Below are 19,925 nucleotides of genomic sequence, written 5' to 3'. Positions count from 1 at the left end.
ATTTACTTTACGGCAGACCACTTAAAAATCGATATCAATCAGGCTTTTAATGGGAATATGCACATTGTTTTTTAACTGGATAAAACGATCGGTAACTGCCCAAACTGTGGTATCCACTTTTTTCGGCCCGATGGTTGTATTAAATGTGATGGTGGCTTTAGACTTGAATTCATTTCCTAGACGTTGCGCTTCATCCAATTTGGCCTTTAATTCCACAGCATGATCTTCTTTTGCGGTAATGATATTCAGGTACCCGATTTGTTCCTTTTCTACGATTTCAATTGTCATAATATATCTACTCGGTTAATTCTTAAACAAGCTTATTAAAATTTTGTAAAAAAAACAATCAAAAAAACATCATTTTGTGTAATAATTAAGATAAAAAAAGCCGATTTTCGTTCGAAAACCGGCTCTAGTTGATTAGTTTATTGTAATTATTTCAGAACAAGCTTTTTAGACTCTATCATTCCTTTAAATTCATGATCCAATTCTGTAATCGGGGCAGAAAATCTTCCAGAAACAGAGCCAGATGTACTACTTAAAATATTGTTATTCTTGATATTAGATAAAAATGAATGATTAGCAGAATAATAAAGCGCCTGATTAAGCATTTTCTCTGCCGGATCTCCAAAATCCTTAGATAAATCATCAACGATATCTTTATCTACAGTCATTCCGCTAAAATAATCGCCCTGATCCAACTGATTTCTGGTTTGGAACTGAGGAATATACAAATCGTATTTATCAATATGAATACCGAAGAAACCTACTGGCTTGCCATAGGTTGTTTTTCCAATCAATTTTACATCCATTACAGGTTTCAAATTATTGATCAGCAACTCACTTGCTGAAGCCGTTCCGCTGCTCACTAAAAAGTAAACTCGTGTCAAAGCATTCAAACTTCCTTTTTTAGCAAAATACTCTACGTTTCCGGCGGCCATAGTGGGCTTATAAGAATAATCGAAATAAGAATACAAACGGGTTACACCATCTGTTCCTTTGGCGTAGAATTTCTGGTTTTGTAAAATAGTTGCCAAACCATCCTGCATAGTTTTTGTCCAATATGTAGTGTACATCAACTTTCCATTTTGTGACGATGGAGCGATTAGGTTGGTCAGGTTTTCTGATGTTGCCACAGAACCACCGCCGTTGTAACGCAAATCTACTACCAATTCGGTTACACCGTCTGAAGCAAATTTAGAAAAAGCAGCATCCAGAAATGTAGATGCATTGGTAGTAAAACTATTAAATACCAAATAGCCTACTTTTTTGCCGCCAACAGTATACGTATTGGTGTATAACACCGGATTGATTGTGTACGTGCCTCTAATAATTGTTACATCTTGCCTGCTTTTGTCTGGTTTTTCTACAGTCATTGAAATACTGGCGTTAGTGCCAAAAATTGCACTGTTCAGATCAGCTGTTGTTGTATTGGATACCGCTTTTCCATTTATATTGATAATAGCGTAACCACGTTTCAGATCAACTTTTGTAGCTGGAGACGAGGCATAAACATATTTCACACGCAGTGTATCCTGATAAAAATTTGCAGAAAAACCATAATCGCCTCCGGTGCCTCCTAATTGCGTAGCAACAGACCCCTCATCTATGAAAGAATATTTATCTTTCCCTCCGGTGCTTGGCAAAGCTTTCAGCGCAGATAGAATGGCATTATTAGAACTATACTGGCGCGGGTTAAAAGCCGCGTATGTGGGCATTCCAACATTCCAAAAGTAGGTTTGCTGTGCGTACAGGTAAATAGAATCTTTAGTCAGCTCTTCTCTCGTACCGGAAGTTCCCTGTTCAACAGATTGAGCAGGTTCTGCAGTATTTTTCTTGCAGGCTGTTCCAAAAGCAATAACTACAAAAAACGCGAGGATAAAGGTTTTCTGGCAGGTAAAGTTTTTCACCATATAAAATCAATTGTAAATTTTTAGTGACTCAATATACGGCAAATTTAGAAGTTTGGATATTTCTTCATCATTTTTTTTTGCGCCTACCAATAATGCATCGTTTACAGTTAAAGAATTGGTGCTAAGCAGATTTTGTATGACTTCGGGTTTTGTCAAATTTAGCTCACGTGTAAAAAATACCTGAAGATATTTTTCCAGTCCATTCCACTCTGTTTGTCTGATTTTATTTAACTGCATTTCCGGGTCTGCATCTGTAAGCAAAATAATCTTTTTGCGGTCTACAACCAACGATTGCAAAAAATCGAGTATTTTCTGAAACAGTAAAAGTTTTAGTGGCAAACGTGCATTCTGATGTAAACGATCAAAATTTTCTACATATTTCTGCGGAATATTAAACTGCGCTGCTGTTTTAGAGAATACCGAATCAGGGCCATTTTGCTCATATTCGGTACGCATAAAATCCAACAATTGTTGGGCGTTAAGCTGCTCAGAATATTCTATAAACTGAGCAAATAGATAATACACCTGAAGCAGATAATCTTTCTCTGGAAACAATACATCGTCCAGATCAAAAAAGACGATTTGTTTATCGCTTGCAAATTCGAAATTATCCATACTAAATGCTAAAAAGTTTTAAATTTTCTGCTGAAGTTCCCAGCTTAAAAACCCCATTTAATTCTGGAGTAATCAAATGCTCATCAACATTTTGCGTGGCGAAAAGCAAATCGCCATGAATAAAAACAGCAAAATCTGTTGTAGTTTGTGCAGAAACGTCTATATAATTTTTCAATATTTCTGCTTCTGGCAATAACACCTGGATATCATATTCGCTAAACAAAACAGCACTTTTAGCCATCGGCTCAAACTCAAATGTGTTCAGCGGAATAATGCAGTCTATAGATTCTGTGATGCAAAAATTTAGAAAAATATGTGCAATACTATCTTTATTAAAAGCACCGAAAGAAGCAAAAGTATAGTGTTCTGTGTGGATACTTGGCACATCTCCATAATCGCCCATTACGACAAAATGATTTGGAAATGCTTTTAAAAGCTTGAGTGCTTTGGCATGATTTGCGCCGGTAATTAATATTTTCAAAAGTAAATTATTGAATGGATAAATACTGATTTGTAAACTGTAGAGCGTTTAAACAATAAGACCATCTTTCATACTCACAATGCGATCACTTGTTTTTGCCAAATGCTCATTATGCGTAACAATCACAAAAGTTTGCTGAAAATTGTCCCTCAAGCTTAGAAATAACTGATGTAAGGCGGCCGCATTTTCAGAATCGAGATTTCCAGATGGTTCATCGGCCAACACGATAGATGGATTATTAATTAATGCACGGGCAATTGCGATACGCTGTTGTTCTCCTCCCGATAATTGATTGGGTTTGTGCTGCGCACGATCTGCCAGTCCGAACATATCGAGCAATTCAAGCGCTCTGGCTTCTGCTTTCTTTTTGTTGGTTTTGGCAATAAAAGCCGGAATACAGATATTCTCTACTGCATTAAATTCTGGCAATAAGTGATGAAACTGAAAAACAAAGCCAATGTTTTGATTGCGAAAAGTGCTTAAAAAATCGCCAGTAAGTTTGCTAATTGCCGAACCCTTCAACTCTACAACACCTTGGTCTGGTTTATCCAATGTACCCAGAATATGAAGCAGCGTACTTTTTCCGGCGCCAGACGGGCCGATAATGCTTACGATCTCCCCTTTCTGAACGTCAAAATTTACACCTTTTAAAATCTCCAGTTTTCCGTAAGATTTTCTAATATCTGTCGCTTTTAGCATGCTTCAAATTTAATAAAAAAGCTTAAAGGAGAAAGCTTAAAGACTAAAGTCACAAGCTCAAAGATGAGCGGTTTATAATAAGAAATAAAAAATATTAGACATGATTATAAAATTAATGGAAAAATTTAGGATCAACATCAAGCAATCGCTTATAGAGAATAGCCGAAATGCTGCTTCCAAAGCGAAGGCTTTAAACTCTAAGCTTTAGTCTTTTCGGTTTGGTCTTTTATCTTCGGACTTTCCTTTTTAAGCTTAATTCAAAAATATTTTGGAAATATGAATTTCTTATTTAACTTTGAAAAACAAAGTACTTTTAAAATGAGCACTCCAGAAGAACAATTAGATGCGTTGAAAGACATCAGGCAAATGATGGACAGATCGTCCAGATTTATTTCCCTTAGCGGCTTATCAGGCGTATTTGCCGGATCAATCGCTTTAATCGGATCTTACTTTGCTCATGATGAAATAGAAAAATTTATAGCCAAACGTGGCTATAGTTACGGCATTACAGGCGAAATAGACCTTGAATTTAACCTGATCAAACTTGCATTGATTGTATTGGTGGTTGCTCTGGCTGGCGGAATTTTATTTACCTACAGAAAAAGTCAGCGGAATAATTTGCCCATTTGGGATAAAACCTCGAAAGCTCTGCTGATAAACCTTGCCATTCCTTTAGTTGCCGGCGGTTTATTTATTATTGCCTTGCTGCTTAACCACGAAAACACGTATAGCATCATCGCCCCTACTTCGCTAATTTTTTATGGTCTGGCATTAATTAACGCCAGTAAATATACCTTTAGCGATATCCGTTATCTGGGCTTTATGGAAGTAATTCTCGGTTTAGTCTGTATGTTTTTTCCCGGTTTCGGTTTGATCTTTTGGGCAGTTGGTTTCGGCCTTTTGCATATTGTGTATGGTTTAATGATGTATTTTAAGTACGAACGATAGAGACAAACACAGAGAATTGAGCACAGAAGTTTCGGTGCATAGAAAGAGAAAAAGATGAAAAACCCAATTGCAGATTTAAACAAGATATTTGACAGCCGGATTAGACTTGGGGTGATGTCTGTTTTGATCGTGAATAAAGAAATTGGCTTTAATGATCTGAAACAAATGCTCGAACTAACAGACGGTAACCTTGCCTCTCACCTAAACACCTTAGAACAGGCAGAATTTATTAAGGTACACAAAGGTTTTATCGGCCGCAAAACCAGCACCACTTACACCATTACTGAAATGGGAAAACAAGCATTTAAAGATCATTTAGACGCGCTTGAAAAAATGATCAAAAAACTCTAATATTTTTTTAGCCCTATACTTTGAAATTCAAAGCACTTTTAAAATGAAAACAAAAGAACCTCAAATGATCGCTTTCGGTAAAAAAACCGCTCTATTTTCTGCCATAATTGGCAGTGGCATTTTACTCTCTTTTTTGATAAGCAAGGCCGATTTTCTTGTAGGTGTTGGACTGGTTTATCTCTGTATTGCAGCCATTTTTAATTTGATTATCCTTTTAGCCATAACCATAGAATTTTTTCGATATCCAACTTTTTGGAAAAATTTCCTGACCGCCATTGCCTGTATTCTGGGCAATATCCCATTCAGTTTTCTTTGCTGTTCACTTGCGATTAAAGCTTTCTAATACTTTTCTGCACATAAAACCAATATTCTAAATAACCTTAAAAATGAAAAATAAATCTAACCTCATTCTCGGTGCTATACTTATCGGCGGACTGCTTTTCAGTTGTTTTTTCTGGAGTGATCGATTGGCGCTTAACCTACTCTTATATAGTGTATTCATTATGTTTATCGTATACCTAACAGGCGATCGTAAAACAAATCCAAAATTCAAATTATTTGGATGTGCCCATATTCTGGCTGCAATTTTAGTAGTTGTCAACAATTCTGACCTTTCGCTGGTCGCTTATTATATCAGCTTTTTATTATTTATCGGCTTTAGCCGACATCATCAACTCAAATCTGTATTTGCGGCGGCCTTATCTGTTCTGATCCAGTTTATTACGGTTCCTGTCGGTTTATACAGAATTGTATCGAAAGCCACAATCGGCAACTACAGTTTACGGCCAGTGTTAAGACCAATAAAATATGTTGTTCTGCCCTTTTTCATTTTTATGGTTTTCTTCGCAATTTACTGTGCCTCGAATGATGTTTTTGCTCATTTTGCCGACTTACTTGGAGAAAATCTGTCTACCTTTTTCAAAAAAACCTTCTCCTTTATTTTTGACGACATTAGTCTTCCGCGGTTTTTCCATTTCTGTTTTGGAATTTTAATTACTGCGGGATTAACCATCGGATTTGAAGAAGACCAAATAGAAAAAATAGAATCTGCTTTACCAGAAGAGCTATTTCGCAAAGGTCCAAAAAGCCCGAAAAGGAATATCTTAACCGAGCTTGTTCATGTTTTCTTTGGCAGCCTGATGGATAAGAAACTTGCTTTGAAAACCGAATACATCATCGGTTTAATTTCTTTCGCGGCATTAAACTTTTTGTTGCTCGGCCTAAACCTAATTGATATTACAACATTGTGGTTTGGCTATAAACCGACCGGAAATTTTTCTGCAGATTTACACAAGGGAACAGAATCGCTTATCTTCAGTATTGTACTAGCCATGATGATTATCCTGTATTTTTTCAGGGGAAATCTAAATTTTTATTACAAAAGAAAACCACTTCAATATCTCGCCTACCTGTGGATTATCCAAAATCTGATCTTAATTGTGTCGGTTTTGCTCCGCGATAGTTTTTACATAGAATTTTATGGTTTAACCCATAAAAGAATTGGCGTTTTGGTGTTTGCAATATTGTGCATCATCGGTTTAGGAACAGTATATTTCAAGGTGGCGAAGCAAAAAACCTTGTTTTATTTACTGAAACTTAATGGTAGTATTTGGTTTGTGTTGCTGCTTGGGTTCAGCACCATCAATTGGGATATTTTTATTACGAGGTACAATCTGGCATACAGCAACCAGATTAGCTTAGATGTAGATTATTTGCTTTCACTCTCAGATAAAACACTTCCCTTACTTGATAAAAACCGAGCGAAAATTCATACTAAAAACTTCAATATCAATTCACATGAAGTAGTTGCAACACCATTTAGTGATGCTATATATCTTCGCCAACTGGACCAAAGAATTAAATTTTTAAAGGAACGGTATGAAAACGTAAGCTGGCTTTCATGGAACTGGCCAGACTACAAGGCTGCAGAATATTTTGGATTCAGCGAGAGATCTGATAACATCAAGATAAAACTATAAAAAAGAAAGTGTTATCTATCAATTGGCAATTGTTTCGGTTGGTGAAGACACCAACGAATAAGGCAAAAGAGAGTCAATTAAAAAATTTTTTATGGATTTATTTCGGATTAAATTTTTAACCATGCTAATTATTCTTGCATTCATCGCTTTACTTCCGCTGATGCTCATCGCAATTGTGAGAATAACAAAACTAAAACTGCATTTAAAACGCATTCTAATGATTTTGTTAAGTGTGATGCAATTGACCATTTTTTGTACAATATATATGGCGTTTTATCCTACTGATTCCTTTTTTTTCGACGAGTATTTAAATGTTGTAGGAAAACCGATTCCGGATTCCGCACGAGTTATTGCCAAATCGGCTAGTTATCCTGATTTTCAGGGTGCATACAATTCCATTTCACTATTTAGACTTTCAGATTATGATTACGATAAACTATTGCAGGAAATCTACCGAAATAAAAATTTCAAGAAGGCCGACGTAATCTACTCTGAAACTTACTACGATGTTTTCCACTCTTATAAAAACCTAACGAAAATCGACTGGTTTGCTCGCCGGAATGCCAGATTGGACATGCAATATCATTTAATCGGATTCTTAAAAGATCAAAAAACAATTATTATTTACTGCATAAACAATTAAAACATCATTTATTTATCGGTCGGTGTCTCACCGACCGATAATTAATTCAGAAATCATGAAAAATCAAAAAAAAATTCATCCATCAAAAATAAGAATCATCATTATCTTATCTATAACGGCAGTAATATTGGCAATTCCTTTAATCGCTATGCAATTCACAAATGAAGTCAATTGGACAGCTTCCGACTTTATTGTTGCAGCCATACTTTTATTAAGTACTGGTTTAGCCATAGAACTCGTTATCAGAAATCTAAAAACTGGCCTGCTAAGAACGGTCATTTTAATTGTCGTTCTGCTAATGCTGTTTTTGGTTTGGGCAGAACTTGCGGTTGGTATATTTGGAACTCCTTTTGCCGGAAGCTAGAGAATTGAACATTGTCAGAAATTACGGACAAAAAGATCAGAGCAGGCAAAATTTAGAATTTGCATCAGCTTAAAAAACTTTTGCTTTTAGAAGTTGAAAAGTTAACAATTAAAATTTGAGAAAGTGATTAAAACCTATCGCTATACTGAAATCTTAAAATCAAACGCTTGTCCGTAATTTCCCGTTTAACATAAAAGCTTCATTTTCTGAAAAAAAATCGGGATTTTATATTTGTTTAAAGGCTTTGAAATTGTAGCTTTGGGCAAATTTTGTAGCAAATGAATATTCACGAATACCAGGGTAAACAAATATTAAAAAGTTTCGGTGTTAACGTTCAAGAAGGAATTGTTGCCGATACTCCAGAGCAAGCTGTTGAGGCTGCAAAGCAATTGAAAATTGATTATAACTCTGATTGGGTTGTAATTAAAGCGCAAATCCACGCTGGTGGTCGCGGTAAAGGCGGTGGCGTTAAATTGGCCAAAAACCTAGAGGAAGTTCAACAACGCGCAACCGATATTATCGGAATGCAGTTGGTAACCCCTCAAACCGGTCCAGAAGGTAAAAAAGTGAACAAAGTTTTGGTTGCTCAGGATGTTTATTATCCAGGTCCGACAGAAACTAAGGAATTTTATATTTCTGTATTGTTAGATCGTGCAAAAGGCCGTAACATCATCATGTACAGTACCGAAGGTGGTATGGACATTGAAGAGGTTGCAGAACACACGCCACACTTAATCTTCAAAGAAGAAATTGATCCTAAAGTTGGTTTACAAGGTTTCCAGGCACGTAAAATTGCCTTTAACTTAGGTGTTAGCGGAAATGCATTTAAAGAAATGGTGAAATTTGTAAGCGCTTTATATAAAGCTTACGAAGCAACAGATTCTTCAATGTTCGAAATTAACCCGGTTTTAAAAACATCTGACGATAAAGTGATTGCTGTTGATGCTAAAGTAAATTTGGATGAAAACGGATTATTCCGTCATGCAGATTACGCAGCAATGCGCGATGTAACTGAAGAAGATCCGATGGAAGTTGAAGCAAGTTCATCTAACTTAAACTTCGTTAACCTTGATGGTAACGTAGGTTGTATGGTGAATGGTGCTGGTTTGGCAATGGCAACAATGGACATCATTAAACTTGCAGGTGGCGAGCCAGCGAATTTCCTTGATGTAGGCGGAACCGCAAATGCTCAGACTGTAAAAGCAGCTTTCAACATTATCCTTAAAGATCCAAATGTAAAAGCAATTCTAATCAACATTTTTGGTGGTATTGTTCGTTGCGACCGTGTTGCTCAAGGTGTAATTGATGCATATCAGGAAATTGGAAATATTCCAGTTCCAATTATCTGCCGTTTGCAAGGTACAAATGCTGAAGAAGCTAAAAAATTGATTGATGAATCTGGACTTAAAGTATACTCTGCAATTGCTTTGAAAGAAGCTGCTGATTTAGTTACTAAAGTTTTGGAAGAACAAGCATAAGCTAAAAGTCAAAAGACTAAAGTTTAAAGCACAGTTTTAAAATATAAACCTTTCAGTGAAAACTGGAAGGTTTTTTTATTCCCATTGTTTTTTCCAAAACCATTGGAAAAATCGTTATCTCGACTATACGCAGGAGAATGGAGAGATCTATCTGGACAGTTTTTTTTGAAAATCAAGGTTCTGTACATTTCGGTTCCGAAAGTCCTGCTATCTCTTCAAGTCCTCACTCATGCTTCGTTCCGGGCTTTCCGCTCTATCAGGTTTATTGTGGAAGAACATTACTACTGGCCGCGAAAAAAACTGCAAGTAAGAGATTAAATGCCTCGAAATTCAAGAATATCGCCAGGCTGACAATCCAAAACCGAACAAATTAACTCTAGTGTTTCTAAACGAATAGCTTTGGCTTTACCGGTTTTTAAGATCGATAAATTAGACATCGTAATACCTACACGCTCACTCAATTCGGTGAGCGACATTTTTCGTCTGGCGAGCATTACATCTAAGTTTATTATTATTGGCATTATAATCGGTAAAGTTAAAAATGTTTTAGTGTTGAATACTTAAATTGTTAAATCGTTTTCTTGTTTAAGTTCAATGCCTTTTTTAAATACAAAAGCAATGGTTAAAAGTGTAATACCGAATATCAGCAACCAAAACTCAAAAACAACAGATTCAGCTATACGACCAAGGTATTCAACAGAGATTGGGTTTTCGCCCATATTCGCCATCACATTATAGCTGTACAGCAAAAAAGGGATAGAAATACAATACCAGCCCATTAAAAACAATCTCCTGATATTTTCCTCACTAAATACATTGCCTTGCTCTACCTGATTAATAAAACGATACAAATAAATAAAAAACCGAAGTCCGAAAAATGCAATCGTCATAATCAAAACAAACTGTATAAAATACATAGAAGTCTCCTCGCTGATATTTTGATTAGCGCTATTCCATCCATCTGTAAAACCTTGCTGAGCATCTTTTAAACCGAACAAGATTGCAATGCATAAAACTGCCAGATAACCAATTTTAATTAAGGTAATTTGATTTTTTATTTTCATATCATATGATTAAATCGCGCTCTGGCTTCATTTATAAGCTGATCGAAAAGCGCTGTAAAACAATAAAAGAATTAAACTGATCAGAAGTAAATAAAGTCTGTATTTCAAAAACTATAAGTCAATACCAGCTGAACGGAACTAAATTTGAGCTTCAAAAAATAATAGATCAGATATTGAACAGATTGGACCGCTGGGCTGAAGTATACCTAAATATGCGTGGAACATTACTTTGTACGTAAATTCACTTATTTGCCTTTCTTTTACGCTGATCAAAGAATCCAACGTTGTCTGCCTTCCAACAAATTCAGTATTGATCCGGTACATCAGAGGTTTAACCTCCGTATCAATAATCTTTCCGTAATGGTAAAAATCATCATCGCCATAAATTTTAAAAAATTCCCTTTTTATGACTACAAGAATAACAATAATGGCAACAGCCGAGATTTGTAAAAACTTCATTCCGCTAAATTTCATGGCTACAGGAGATTTGGATGGATTATGTTGGATGCGTAAGTTACTTTCCCTGACAAGGACAAAAATACCTTTGCGAGCGTCGAAATCGTTGTATGTCCTAACATTAAGATAAATACTTTTGCAAAAAGTGCTTTCAATATTGAACAGGTAATTTGTCAGACCTTGCACGCTACTCATAAATTTTACACAACATGAGAATGTGTGGTAAAGTGAAAAAGAAGAGAGTGAGAGAAACGTCATAATTATTCCATTATTTACAGCTCAAACATACATACTTATTTACCAAAATTCAAAATATTTTTATTGTAAATCAATAATAATTAATTCTTATTCAATAAACAAAAACAATCCTGACAATTGCTTGTTGTAAATATAATTGGAATGATTTTTGTAGTAAGTAAAACTGTTAAAAAGTTGTGCAAACACTAACATTTTCAGCATTTTATCCTTTTGGATTGGCATACAATTTCGTAACTTTGCACACTTCAATAATTAAAGAGCACACAAAACGTATAAATGAGACAACTCAAGATAACGCAATCCATTACCAACCGTGAAAGTCAATCATTAGATAAATATCTGCACGAAATTGGTAAAGTAGATTTAATAACAGCAGAAGAGGAAGTAATTCTAGCAAGAAAGATTCGCGAAGGTGATCAAGCTGCGTTAGAGCGATTAACTAAAACCAACTTACGTTTCGTGGTATCTGTTGCAAAGCAATACCAAAACCAGGGCTTAACTTTAGGAGATTTAATCAACGAAGGAAATTTAGGTTTAATTAAAGCGGCAAAACGTTTTGATGAGACTAAAGGTTTCAAGTTCATTTCATATGCAGTATGGTGGATTCGTCAATCTATTCTTCAGGCTATTGCAGAGCAAAGCCGTATTGTTCGTTTACCTCTAAACCAGGTAGGTTCATTAAGTAAAATCAGTAAAGCTTTTTCTAAGCTTGAACAGGAATATGAGCGCGAGCCTTCTCCAGAAGAATTGGCAGACATTTTAGAAACTACTGTTGATAAGATTTCAGACACACTGAGCAACTCAGGCCGCCATGTTTCTATGGATGCACCATTTGTTCAGGGTGAAGAAAATACGCTCTTAGATGTATTGGAAAACCATGAACCAAACACAGATAGTTCACTGATTAATGAATCTTTATCTGAAGAGATTAAAAGATCTTTATCAACTTTAACAGAACGTGAAAGAGAAATCATCGTATTGTTTTTCGGATTAGGTTCTAATCACCCACTTTCATTAGAAGAAATCGGTGAAAAATTTAATTTGACACGCGAGCGTGTAAGACAGATTAAGGACAAAGCTTTACAACGTTTACGTCATACGTCAAGAAGCAAAATCCTGAAATCTTACTTAGGCTAGTAATCATTTATGCATAATCTGCATAAATTGAATAAAAAAGAAAATGAACAAAAAAAGATCGGCATGTGTCGATCTTTTTTTGTTCATTTAAGTTTCTTTGAAAAAGAGGTGTTATTTCCCCACTCGTTATAAATGAGCGGGAGAAAGGGATCTTAAAACAAGAGATGTTTAACAGTCAATCCGTTATTGATCAACTGTTTCAAAGAATCAATTCCAATTCTCAAATGTGTTTCAACGTATTTTTCAGTAACAGAACTGTCGCTTTCAGCAGTTTTTACGCCTTCTGGAATCATTGGTTGATCTGAAACCAACAGCAAAGCCCCAGCAGGAATTTTATTCGCAAAAGAAGTAGTAAAGATCGTTGCCGTTTCCATATCTACAGCCATTGCTCTAAGTGTCTTTAAATATTTTTTAAAGTCTTTATCGTGTTCCCAAACTCTGCGATTGGTGGTGTAACATGTTCCGGTCCAGTAATCTCGTCCATGATCACGAATTGTGGTTGATATTGCTTTCTGCAAAGCAAATGCGGGTAATGCGGGCACTTCTGCAGGTAAATAATCGTTAGAAGTTCCTTCTCCCCTAATCGCCGCTATTGGCAGAATTAAATCGCCCAGTTGATTTTTTTTCTTCAAACCACCGCATTTTCCTAAAAACAAAACTGCTTTTGGTTTAATGGCGGTTAATAAATCCATCATGGTTGCAGCCAGCGGACTTCCCATTCCGAAATTTATAATGGTAATGCCATTAGCTGTTACACTTTGCATCGGTTTATCCAATCCCATAATCGGGGCATTATCATTCCACTCAGAAAACATTGTCACATATTTGCTGAAATTCGTTAGCAGGATATAATCTCCGAACTGATCCAATGGTCTGCCAGTATATCTGGGCAACCAGTTTTTAACGATCTCGTCTTTAGATTTCAATCCGGTTTTTACCGGCGATTCTACTTCTTTAACCTTTTTGACTTTATCTGCGATATTCTCGTCTTTTTTTACCTCTTTTTCTTCGTTCATATCAATAAGTTTAGCGCCGGGCGTTTGTTGCCGGGCGTATTTACAAAAAATCCCCCCGCTTTCGCGAGAGGATTGAAATTTTTATGCAGCTTGCAACTTCTTAAAATCGGCCTTTTCAAATTTCTCAATCGCGTAATCGAGCGTGATGTGTAACTGCTTGACGTTTTCCTGTGTCGGGATATCAAACATCGCATCGAGCATAATCGCCTCACAAATGGATCTTAAACCACGCGCACCAAGTTTGTATTCCATCGCTTTATCCACAACAAAATCCAAAACATCGTCTTCGAAAATCAATTCCACATCTTCATAAGAAAATAACTTCGCGTATTGTTTAACCAATGAGTTTTTCGGACCGGTTAAAATATTGCGCAACGTTTCTTTATCCAACGGATTTAAGTGAGAAAGTACCGGAATACGTCCGATTAACTCTGGAATTAAACCGAAAGATTTTAAATCCTGTGGAGTGATGTATTTGTATAGGTTTTTAAGATCCAATACGGTTTCATCTTTTTTCACCTTATATCCCACAGCTTGTGTACGCAAACGGTTTGCGATTTTACGTTCAATACCGTCAAATGCACCACCGCAGATGAAAAGGATATTATTCGTATTTACCGGGATCATTTTCTGATCAGGATGTTTACGTCCTCCCTGAGGCGGAACGTTAACGATAGTACCTTCAAGTATTTTTAACAAAGCCTGTTGTACACCTTCACCAGACACATCGCGGGTAATAGAAGGGTTGTCGCTTTTGCGCGCCACCTTATCTACCTCATCAATATATACAATACCGCGTTCTGCTGCAGCCACATCATAATCTGCAGCCTGAAGCAAACGTGTAAGAATACTTTCTACATCTTCTCCAACATAACCTGCTTCTGTCAATACAGTTGCGTCACAAATACAAAAAGGAACGTGTAAAATTTTGGCAATGGTTTTAGCCAAAAGGGTTTTTCCCGTTCCGGTTTCGCCAACCAACATGATGTTTGATTTTTCAATCTCTACTTCGTCTTTATCTATTTTCTGATTCAAACGTTTGTAGTGATTGTACACCGCTACTGATAATACTTTTTTGGCATCGTCCTGCCCGATCACATATTGATCCAAATGGTTTTTAATCTCCAATGGTTTCAATAATGTAATTGCTGTCTGGATGTTCTTGGTATTTTTTGTACCCAATTCCTGCGCCAGCAACTGACTGGCCTGAGTTACACATTTATCGCAGATAAATGCATCCATGCCTTCAATAAGCATTAGCGTTTCATGCTTGCCAGAATGGCAGAATGAGCAGCGTGATTCTTTATTTTGTTTCGCCATCTTTTTTTGCGTTTCTCGATAAAACTTCATCAACCATACCAAATCCTTTAGCTTCATCAGCTGTCATCCAGTAATCGCGATCCGAAGCTTTCTCTACCCATTCATATGTTTGGCCAGAGTGCTCTGCAATAATATCGTATAATTCTTTTTTCAATTTCAACATCTCTCTCAAGTTGATTTCCATATCTGAAGCAACACCTTGAGCGCCTCCTGAAGGTTGGTGAATCATTACTCTTGAGTGTGGCAACGCAGCGCGTTTACCTTTAGCACCTGCAACCAATAATACCGCACCCATTGACGCAGCCATACCGGTACAAATAGTTGCAACATCTGGCTGAATGTATTGCATGGTATCATAAATACCTAAACCTGCATAAACAGAACCGCCCGGAGAGTTGATGTAAATCTGAATATCTCTATCGGCATCTGTAGACTGTAAAAACAGCAATTGTGCCTGAATGATATTCGCATTTTGATCATGAATTGCATCACCTAAAAAGATAATACGATCCATCATCAACCTCGAAAAAACGTCCATTTGTGCAACGTTTAATTGACGCTCTTCAATAATGTAAGGCGTCATATTTTGAGGATTTAAGTTTGCTTGCGCAATAAATTTATCTACATGTAAGCCGCCAATTCCTTGATGTTTAACGGCAAATTTTCTGAATTCTTGTGAATCTATGGTCATAATCGTGTATTGCGTTTAGTGATCGGCGTTCTGCGTTGAATAACGAAGCGCCAAACCAGATTATAATTTTAATAAATATTTCCTGAAGTTGGTTAATTTCCGTGCCAATTTATCTAATTCTTCGAGATATTCATATAGTTCTTCGCTGGAAATATATTTTCTTCGTTCCAGAACGACAAGAATATTCGCATTCTCGAAAGCAGAACGATGTGCAATATTCAGATAATGAGCGAATTCCTTAGTGGAACTGGAGCCTGAGCCTTCGGCGATATTGTTGGATATGCTAAGAGCAGCCCATTGAGCTGCTCTGCAAATCTATACTTTTTATCAACTGACAAACGGTCAGCTATATCTAGTAATCGGTCTGTTATCGATATAGATAACTGCCAAACTTCTAACGATTGGAATTTGAATTGTGCCATTACTCAATATAAGCAATAGAACAATCTGTTTAAACGCCTTTCGCCAAACGCTTTACGCTTCTTTCTTCGTCAATTCTGTAAACTTGTCGTAGGCAATTTCTTTTTGCTCTAATGTAGCTACAGATTTGATTTGCTCAAAAGTTTTCAATGCTTTAACCTCTTCAAAAACCTGGTTTGCATTCTCTTTTTGTTGAAGAAACTGAACCGCATATTGTGCCAATTGATCTTCCGGAAGCGGACTTGGGCTATACATTCTGAATTGCATATCCAATTTTGCTTTCGCCGCCTGAACTACATCTTCATATTTAATTTCGATGTTATTGTCTTTAATGATTTTGTTTTCGATCAAAGTCCATTTCAGGTTTTTAGCAAAATCGTTGTAACCTTCAGCCAATTCTTCGTCCGTAAGTTTTTCATTTGTTGCTTTTAACCAACGACGCAAAAATTCGTCTGGCAATTCGAAATCGTATTTTGCAAGAAATTGCTCATAAATATCGTTTGATAATTTACGATCTGCATCTTGAGTAAACATGCTTTCAATTTCTTCGGTAATTTTTGCACGGAAACCCGCTTCGTCTGTAACCGTTCCTTCTCCGAATAACTTATCAAAAAATTCTTGGTTCAAGTCTGACTCTTCTAAACGGTTGATATTTTTTACCGTTAATTTGAAATCAGATTTCAAATCTGCTGCATCTTCTTCAGAAATGTTTAGTGCTTTTGCAATTACTGCTGCATCTTCTAAAGCTTTTTGAATATCGATTACAACTTCATCGTCTTTTTTAACACCAGTTAATGACTTTAAAACTTTTTTGTCTTTAACCTGATCTAAACGTAAAGTTGCTGTATTGGTAATTCCTCCTTCAAACACAGAACCATCTGCAGCCAATTGAGTAAACTCGGCATAAAGAACATCATCCGCAGCAGAAACTTCCGGATTAGTCATTTTACCATAACTGCGGCGGATATTTTTGATACGGCTTTCTAAAGTTTCCGCATCTGCTTTTACCACATATTGGGTAAACTTATCTTTTGAAGTCAATTCTACATCAAACGCCGGAGCAAAACCCAATTCGTAATCAAATTCAAACTCGTCAGTATTGTCCCATTTGAATTCTTTCTCATCGTCGGTTTTAGGTAATGGTTGCCCTAAAATCTCCAATTTCTCATCTGCAATGTATTTGCTTAAAGTATCGTTCAACAGGTTGTTAATCTCATCAACCAAAATACTTTTACCATACATTCTTTTGATGTGACCAGCAGGCACCATTCCTTTACGGAAACCTGGTAAAGTTGCTTTTTTTGCTTGCTCTTTAATGGCTTTATCAACTCTTTCAGTATAATCTGCAGGAGCGATTTTGATTTTTACAACAGCATTTAAATTGCCGGTTTTTTCCTGTGTAATATTCATTATTATTCGATATAAGTATTGAGATGTGAGATCTGAGAATAACCTCAAGCTACATCAAAATTATGTGTTTATTATTTCTTAACGTTTCCTGTTTAAAAACAAAACCGTTCCGATTAGTATCGGAACGGCCTTTGTCTTTTTGTGCGGAAGAAGGGACTCGAACCCCCACGCCGTGAAGCGCCAGATCCTAAGTCTGGTGCGGCTACCAATTACGCCACTTCCGCAGTTAGGAGTTATTAAGGACTGCAAAGATAGAAATTAGAATTAAAAATCAAAAAACACTTAAAAGTTTTTTATCACATTTTTGTTCGTAACAAGCTAAGTGGCTCATTATGAAAAAGAATAATTGCTCTGAAGTATTAAAAGGTGGTTAATTCTGTGGACATCGATTGACTTTTCTCTAAATATTTAATAAGATTGATTGCTTCGTTGTGCTTCCTAGCAATAACGATTAAAAAAACAATAAGTTTTAAGAGGCAATGCAGCTAAAAAGCAAAAGCCGTTCTGAATGTATTCAAAACGGCTTTGTGCGGAAGAAGGGACTCGAACCCCCACGCCGTGAAGCGCCAGATCCTAAGTCTGGTGCGGCTACCAATTACGCCACTTCCGCATTAGGAGTTGCAAGGATAGAGATTTGATTTGAATTTCTAAAGTTTCTGCACCACTTTTTCTGTAAAAAAAAGATAAGTGGCTCATTATGAAAAATAAATAATTCTATTGAAAAAACTCAAACTACTAGTTTACTTCATTTTCAGACTAAAATGGAACTACCGCTCTCTAACAGCCGTCACTTCAATTAAATCCGGGCCGCCTTCAAGCGGATAGCCAGCTACTTTTGTTCCTTTTATGGTTACGTTTTTATCCAGATATTTATCCAAAACAATGTCTGCACTTTTTAAGGCATAACTTTTTCCTTCACTTTTTATCTGGTGTGTACCGTATTGAAACGTGGTGATACCCAATTTTTCGAGTTTTCCGGTTACAGAAACGGTGCTTTCACCAGAACCAGACTTCATGCTGCTACAACCCGCAAGCGCGCCTACAAACAGACTTAAAAACAATAATTTTCTCATAAATGACCATACGGATTTAACGATGATAATGCTACAAATAACAATAAACTATTCGTAAAGTTCTTTCTGAAACTCAAAAAAATACTGTACTGCTTTTACCAAACGACTTCCATACCAACTGAACATTTCGCCATCAACGAGTTTAACTTTGGCAGAGGGAATCGCTGTAGAAATCTCCTGAATATGTTTTTCTCCGAAGGGATAAGGTTCTGAGGACAGCAAAATCAATTCGGGATTTAACTCCTTCAGTGCCGCAAGAGTAATTTGCGGATATCGATCAAGCTGAATTACATTTTGCATACCATTGCTGAGCAAAACATCATTGATAAAAGTATTTTGCCCTGCAGCCATAAAAGGTTTTTTCCAGATTAAATAGGCTACTTTTTTATCAATCTGATGCTGGGCGGCCAGTGTTCTTAAATCTGAAAATCCAGCCGAAATTAAATGATTCAGATATGCAGCTTCCGGATCCCGGTTAACTAACTCCCCTATTTGACTGATGGTTTTCATGGCATCATCCAGCGTAAAAATATCGCTCATCCAAACCGGAAATGCCGCTGCAAGTTCTTCAATATCGCTTTGCGTATTTTCTTCTTTATTCCCGATGATGAGATCTGGATTCAAATCTTTGATAAGATCAATATTCAGTTTTTTTGTTCCGCCAACTTTTGTGCGTGTTGCAAACTTATCTATTGGATGGATACAAAACTTTGTTAAACCCACGATTTCCTGATCGAGACCTAAATCAAACAACAACTCTGTTTGCGAAGGAACGATAGAAACAATGCGCTTGGGCGGAAAATTGACGTAAATCTCATTTCCCAGCTGATCTGTAAAAGATTTTTGCATGGGCTAAAGATAGAAAACAAACCAGAAATCCCTTTGCTCAGAATTTGTTATTGCACCACTGCCAAGTCTTCTTTCACAACGCCATCTGCAATATTCAAAATCCGGCTGCCATATTGCGCATTTTTTTCTGAATGTGTTACCTGAATAATGGTAATGCCATCTTCTTTATTTAGTTTTTGAAAAAGTTCCATAATTTCTTCTGCCTGTGCAGACTGAAGATTCCCGGTGGGTTCATCTGCGAGAATAATTGATGGCTGCGCAGCCAATGCGCGCGCAATGCCAACAAGCTGTTGTTGGCCGCCCGAAAGCTGATTTGGAAACAAATCTTTCTTGGCCACTATATTAAACCGATCAAGCAAATCTGCAATTCTACTGGCCCGTTCGCCTGATGGCACTTTTTTATACAGTAAAGGCGCTTCTATATTTTCATACACTGTCATTTCGTCAATCAAATGATAAGCCTGAAAAACAAAACCAATATGGTTGCGGTAAAGCTCTATTCGCTTCCGTTCATTTAATTGGGTAACATCTTCGTCTAAAAAATGATACGTACCATAAGTAGGTTCTTCTAACATCCCGATGATATTTAACAAAGTTGATTTTCCAGCTCCCGATGGGCCCATGATGGAAACAAATTCCCCTTGTTTAATTTCTGTAGTCACCAGGCGAAGTACATAATTTTTTACGCCCTTGTTTGCATAGTATTTTTCAATGTTGTTGAGTTGTATCATTGTTTAGGATAAAGTGTTTTTTAGTTAGC

The 19,925-nt window shown here is 36.6% G+C and carries 24 protein-coding genes and 2 tRNA genes; 8 read left to right on the top strand and 18 right to left on the bottom strand.

From position 1 onward, the window contains the following. Positions 1-21: 21 nt before the first annotated feature. The 5 genes from ACJVDH_RS05440 to ACJVDH_RS05420 all read right to left on the bottom strand — a co-directional run bounded on the left by ACJVDH_RS05440 (position 22) and on the right by ACJVDH_RS05420 (position 3,708). A complete protein-coding gene (locus tag ACJVDH_RS05440) occupies positions 22-288 on the bottom strand; it encodes a hypothetical protein (protein WP_443946554.1) in 267 nt (88 codons plus the stop codon). Positions 289-434: 146 nt separating this feature from the next. Continuing rightward, positions 435-1,913 carry a S41 family peptidase gene (locus ACJVDH_RS05435; protein WP_443946553.1) on the bottom strand — a complete coding sequence of 493 codons (1,479 nt, stop codon included), beginning with the start codon at positions 1,911-1,913 and terminating at the stop codon, positions 435-437. A 6-nt stretch (positions 1,914-1,919) separates the two neighbouring features. Continuing rightward, positions 1,920-2,528, bottom strand: coding sequence for an HAD family hydrolase (locus ACJVDH_RS05430; RefSeq protein ID WP_443946552.1), 609 nt, complete (start codon positions 2,526-2,528; stop codon positions 1,920-1,922). Position 2,529: 1 nt separating this feature from the next. Then, complete coding sequence (locus tag ACJVDH_RS05425; protein ID WP_443946551.1) at positions 2,530-3,009, bottom strand: hypothetical protein; 480 nt, start codon at positions 3,007-3,009, stop codon at positions 2,530-2,532. Between the two features lie 48 nt (positions 3,010-3,057). Beyond that, complete coding sequence (locus tag ACJVDH_RS05420; protein ID WP_443946550.1) at positions 3,058-3,708, bottom strand: ABC transporter ATP-binding protein; 651 nt, start codon at positions 3,706-3,708, stop codon at positions 3,058-3,060. Between the two features lie 276 nt (positions 3,709-3,984). Between ACJVDH_RS05420 and ACJVDH_RS05415 the strand changes: the two genes are divergently transcribed. From ACJVDH_RS05415 to sucC, 7 genes are all read left to right on the top strand, one after another. Then, positions 3,985-4,656, top strand: a complete 672-nt coding sequence (locus ACJVDH_RS05415; RefSeq protein ID WP_443946549.1) for a hypothetical protein — start codon at positions 3,985-3,987, stop codon at positions 4,654-4,656. A 54-nt stretch (positions 4,657-4,710) separates the two neighbouring features. Then, positions 4,711-5,007 (top strand): winged helix-turn-helix domain-containing protein, encoded by a 297-nt coding sequence (locus ACJVDH_RS05410; RefSeq protein ID WP_443946548.1) that lies wholly within the window; start codon positions 4,711-4,713, stop codon positions 5,005-5,007. 43 nt (positions 5,008-5,050) lie between these two features. Next, positions 5,051-5,350 (top strand): hypothetical protein, encoded by a 300-nt coding sequence (locus ACJVDH_RS05405; protein WP_443946547.1) that lies wholly within the window; start codon positions 5,051-5,053, stop codon positions 5,348-5,350. A gap of 43 nt (positions 5,351-5,393) precedes the next feature. Further along, a complete protein-coding gene (locus tag ACJVDH_RS05400) occupies positions 5,394-6,986 on the top strand; it encodes a DUF4153 domain-containing protein (protein WP_443946546.1) in 1,593 nt (530 codons plus the stop codon). A 91-nt stretch (positions 6,987-7,077) separates the two neighbouring features. Further along, positions 7,078-7,629 (top strand): hypothetical protein, encoded by a 552-nt coding sequence (locus ACJVDH_RS05395; RefSeq protein WP_443946545.1) that lies wholly within the window; start codon positions 7,078-7,080, stop codon positions 7,627-7,629. A 55-nt stretch (positions 7,630-7,684) separates the two neighbouring features. Beyond that, positions 7,685-7,993 (top strand): hypothetical protein, encoded by a 309-nt coding sequence (locus tag ACJVDH_RS05390; protein ID WP_443946544.1) that lies wholly within the window; start codon positions 7,685-7,687, stop codon positions 7,991-7,993. A gap of 278 nt (positions 7,994-8,271) precedes the next feature. Beyond that, positions 8,272-9,471: an ADP-forming succinate--CoA ligase subunit beta gene (gene sucC / locus ACJVDH_RS05385; protein ID WP_443946543.1), complete on the top strand. Its 1,200-nt coding sequence runs from the start codon at positions 8,272-8,274 to the stop codon at positions 9,469-9,471. Positions 9,472-9,785: 314 nt separating this feature from the next. On the opposite strand, the gene ACJVDH_RS05380 is transcribed toward sucC, so the two are convergent. The 3 genes from ACJVDH_RS05380 to ACJVDH_RS05370 form a co-directional block, all read right to left on the bottom strand. Next, entirely contained in the window at positions 9,786-9,992 is a 207-nt protein-coding gene (locus ACJVDH_RS05380) for a helix-turn-helix domain-containing protein (RefSeq protein WP_443946542.1), read from the bottom strand. Between the two features lie 39 nt (positions 9,993-10,031). After that, a complete protein-coding gene (locus ACJVDH_RS05375; RefSeq protein WP_443946541.1) occupies positions 10,032-10,535 on the bottom strand; it encodes a DUF2975 domain-containing protein in 504 nt (167 codons plus the stop codon). A gap of 138 nt (positions 10,536-10,673) precedes the next feature. After that, on the bottom strand, positions 10,674-10,994 hold the full coding sequence (locus ACJVDH_RS05370) for a hypothetical protein (RefSeq protein WP_443946540.1): 321 nt from the start codon (positions 10,992-10,994) through the stop codon (positions 10,674-10,676). A gap of 531 nt (positions 10,995-11,525) precedes the next feature. Here ACJVDH_RS05370 and ACJVDH_RS05365 point away from each other — a divergent pair. Next, positions 11,526-12,386, top strand: a complete 861-nt coding sequence (locus tag ACJVDH_RS05365) for a sigma-70 family RNA polymerase sigma factor (protein WP_010601359.1) — start codon at positions 11,526-11,528, stop codon at positions 12,384-12,386. A gap of 152 nt (positions 12,387-12,538) precedes the next feature. On the opposite strand, the gene ACJVDH_RS05360 is transcribed toward ACJVDH_RS05365, so the two are convergent. The 10 genes from ACJVDH_RS05360 to ACJVDH_RS05315 form a co-directional block, all read right to left on the bottom strand. Beyond that, positions 12,539-13,402 (bottom strand): AMP nucleosidase, encoded by an 864-nt coding sequence (locus tag ACJVDH_RS05360; protein ID WP_443946539.1) that lies wholly within the window; start codon positions 13,400-13,402, stop codon positions 12,539-12,541. Between the two features lie 81 nt (positions 13,403-13,483). Beyond that, positions 13,484-14,722, bottom strand: coding sequence for an ATP-dependent Clp protease ATP-binding subunit ClpX (clpX, locus tag ACJVDH_RS05355; protein WP_443946538.1), 1,239 nt, complete (start codon positions 14,720-14,722; stop codon positions 13,484-13,486). Beyond that, positions 14,706-15,413: an ATP-dependent Clp endopeptidase proteolytic subunit ClpP gene (clpP, locus tag ACJVDH_RS05350; protein ID WP_443946537.1), complete on the bottom strand. Its 708-nt coding sequence runs from the start codon at positions 15,411-15,413 to the stop codon at positions 14,706-14,708. The genes clpX and clpP overlap by 17 nt, the downstream gene beginning before the upstream one ends. A gap of 60 nt (positions 15,414-15,473) precedes the next feature. After that, on the bottom strand, positions 15,474-15,695 hold the full coding sequence (locus tag ACJVDH_RS05345; protein WP_443947603.1) for a four helix bundle protein: 222 nt from the start codon (positions 15,693-15,695) through the stop codon (positions 15,474-15,476). A 192-nt stretch (positions 15,696-15,887) separates the two neighbouring features. Beyond that, positions 15,888-17,243, bottom strand: coding sequence for a trigger factor (gene tig, locus ACJVDH_RS05340; RefSeq protein ID WP_443946536.1), 1,356 nt, complete (start codon positions 17,241-17,243; stop codon positions 15,888-15,890). Positions 17,244-17,385: 142 nt separating this feature from the next. Further along, positions 17,386-17,467: transfer RNA gene (locus ACJVDH_RS05335), tRNA-Leu, on the bottom strand. 304 nt (positions 17,468-17,771) lie between these two features. Continuing rightward, positions 17,772-17,853, bottom strand: a tRNA-Leu gene (locus tag ACJVDH_RS05330). A gap of 157 nt (positions 17,854-18,010) precedes the next feature. Beyond that, complete coding sequence (locus ACJVDH_RS05325) at positions 18,011-18,316, bottom strand: hypothetical protein (RefSeq protein WP_443946535.1); 306 nt, start codon at positions 18,314-18,316, stop codon at positions 18,011-18,013. Between the two features lie 48 nt (positions 18,317-18,364). After that, a complete protein-coding gene (locus tag ACJVDH_RS05320; RefSeq protein ID WP_443946534.1) occupies positions 18,365-19,165 on the bottom strand; it encodes a helical backbone metal receptor in 801 nt (266 codons plus the stop codon). A gap of 47 nt (positions 19,166-19,212) precedes the next feature. Continuing rightward, positions 19,213-19,896: an ABC transporter ATP-binding protein gene (locus ACJVDH_RS05315; RefSeq protein ID WP_443946533.1), complete on the bottom strand. Its 684-nt coding sequence runs from the start codon at positions 19,894-19,896 to the stop codon at positions 19,213-19,215. Between the last annotated feature and the right edge of the window lie 29 nt (positions 19,897-19,925).

This window comes from Pedobacter terrestris (assembly GCF_052343045.1).
Classification (GTDB): domain Bacteria; phylum Bacteroidota; class Bacteroidia; order Sphingobacteriales; family Sphingobacteriaceae; genus Pedobacter.
This window is presented reverse-complemented; position numbering and strand designations above follow the sequence as displayed.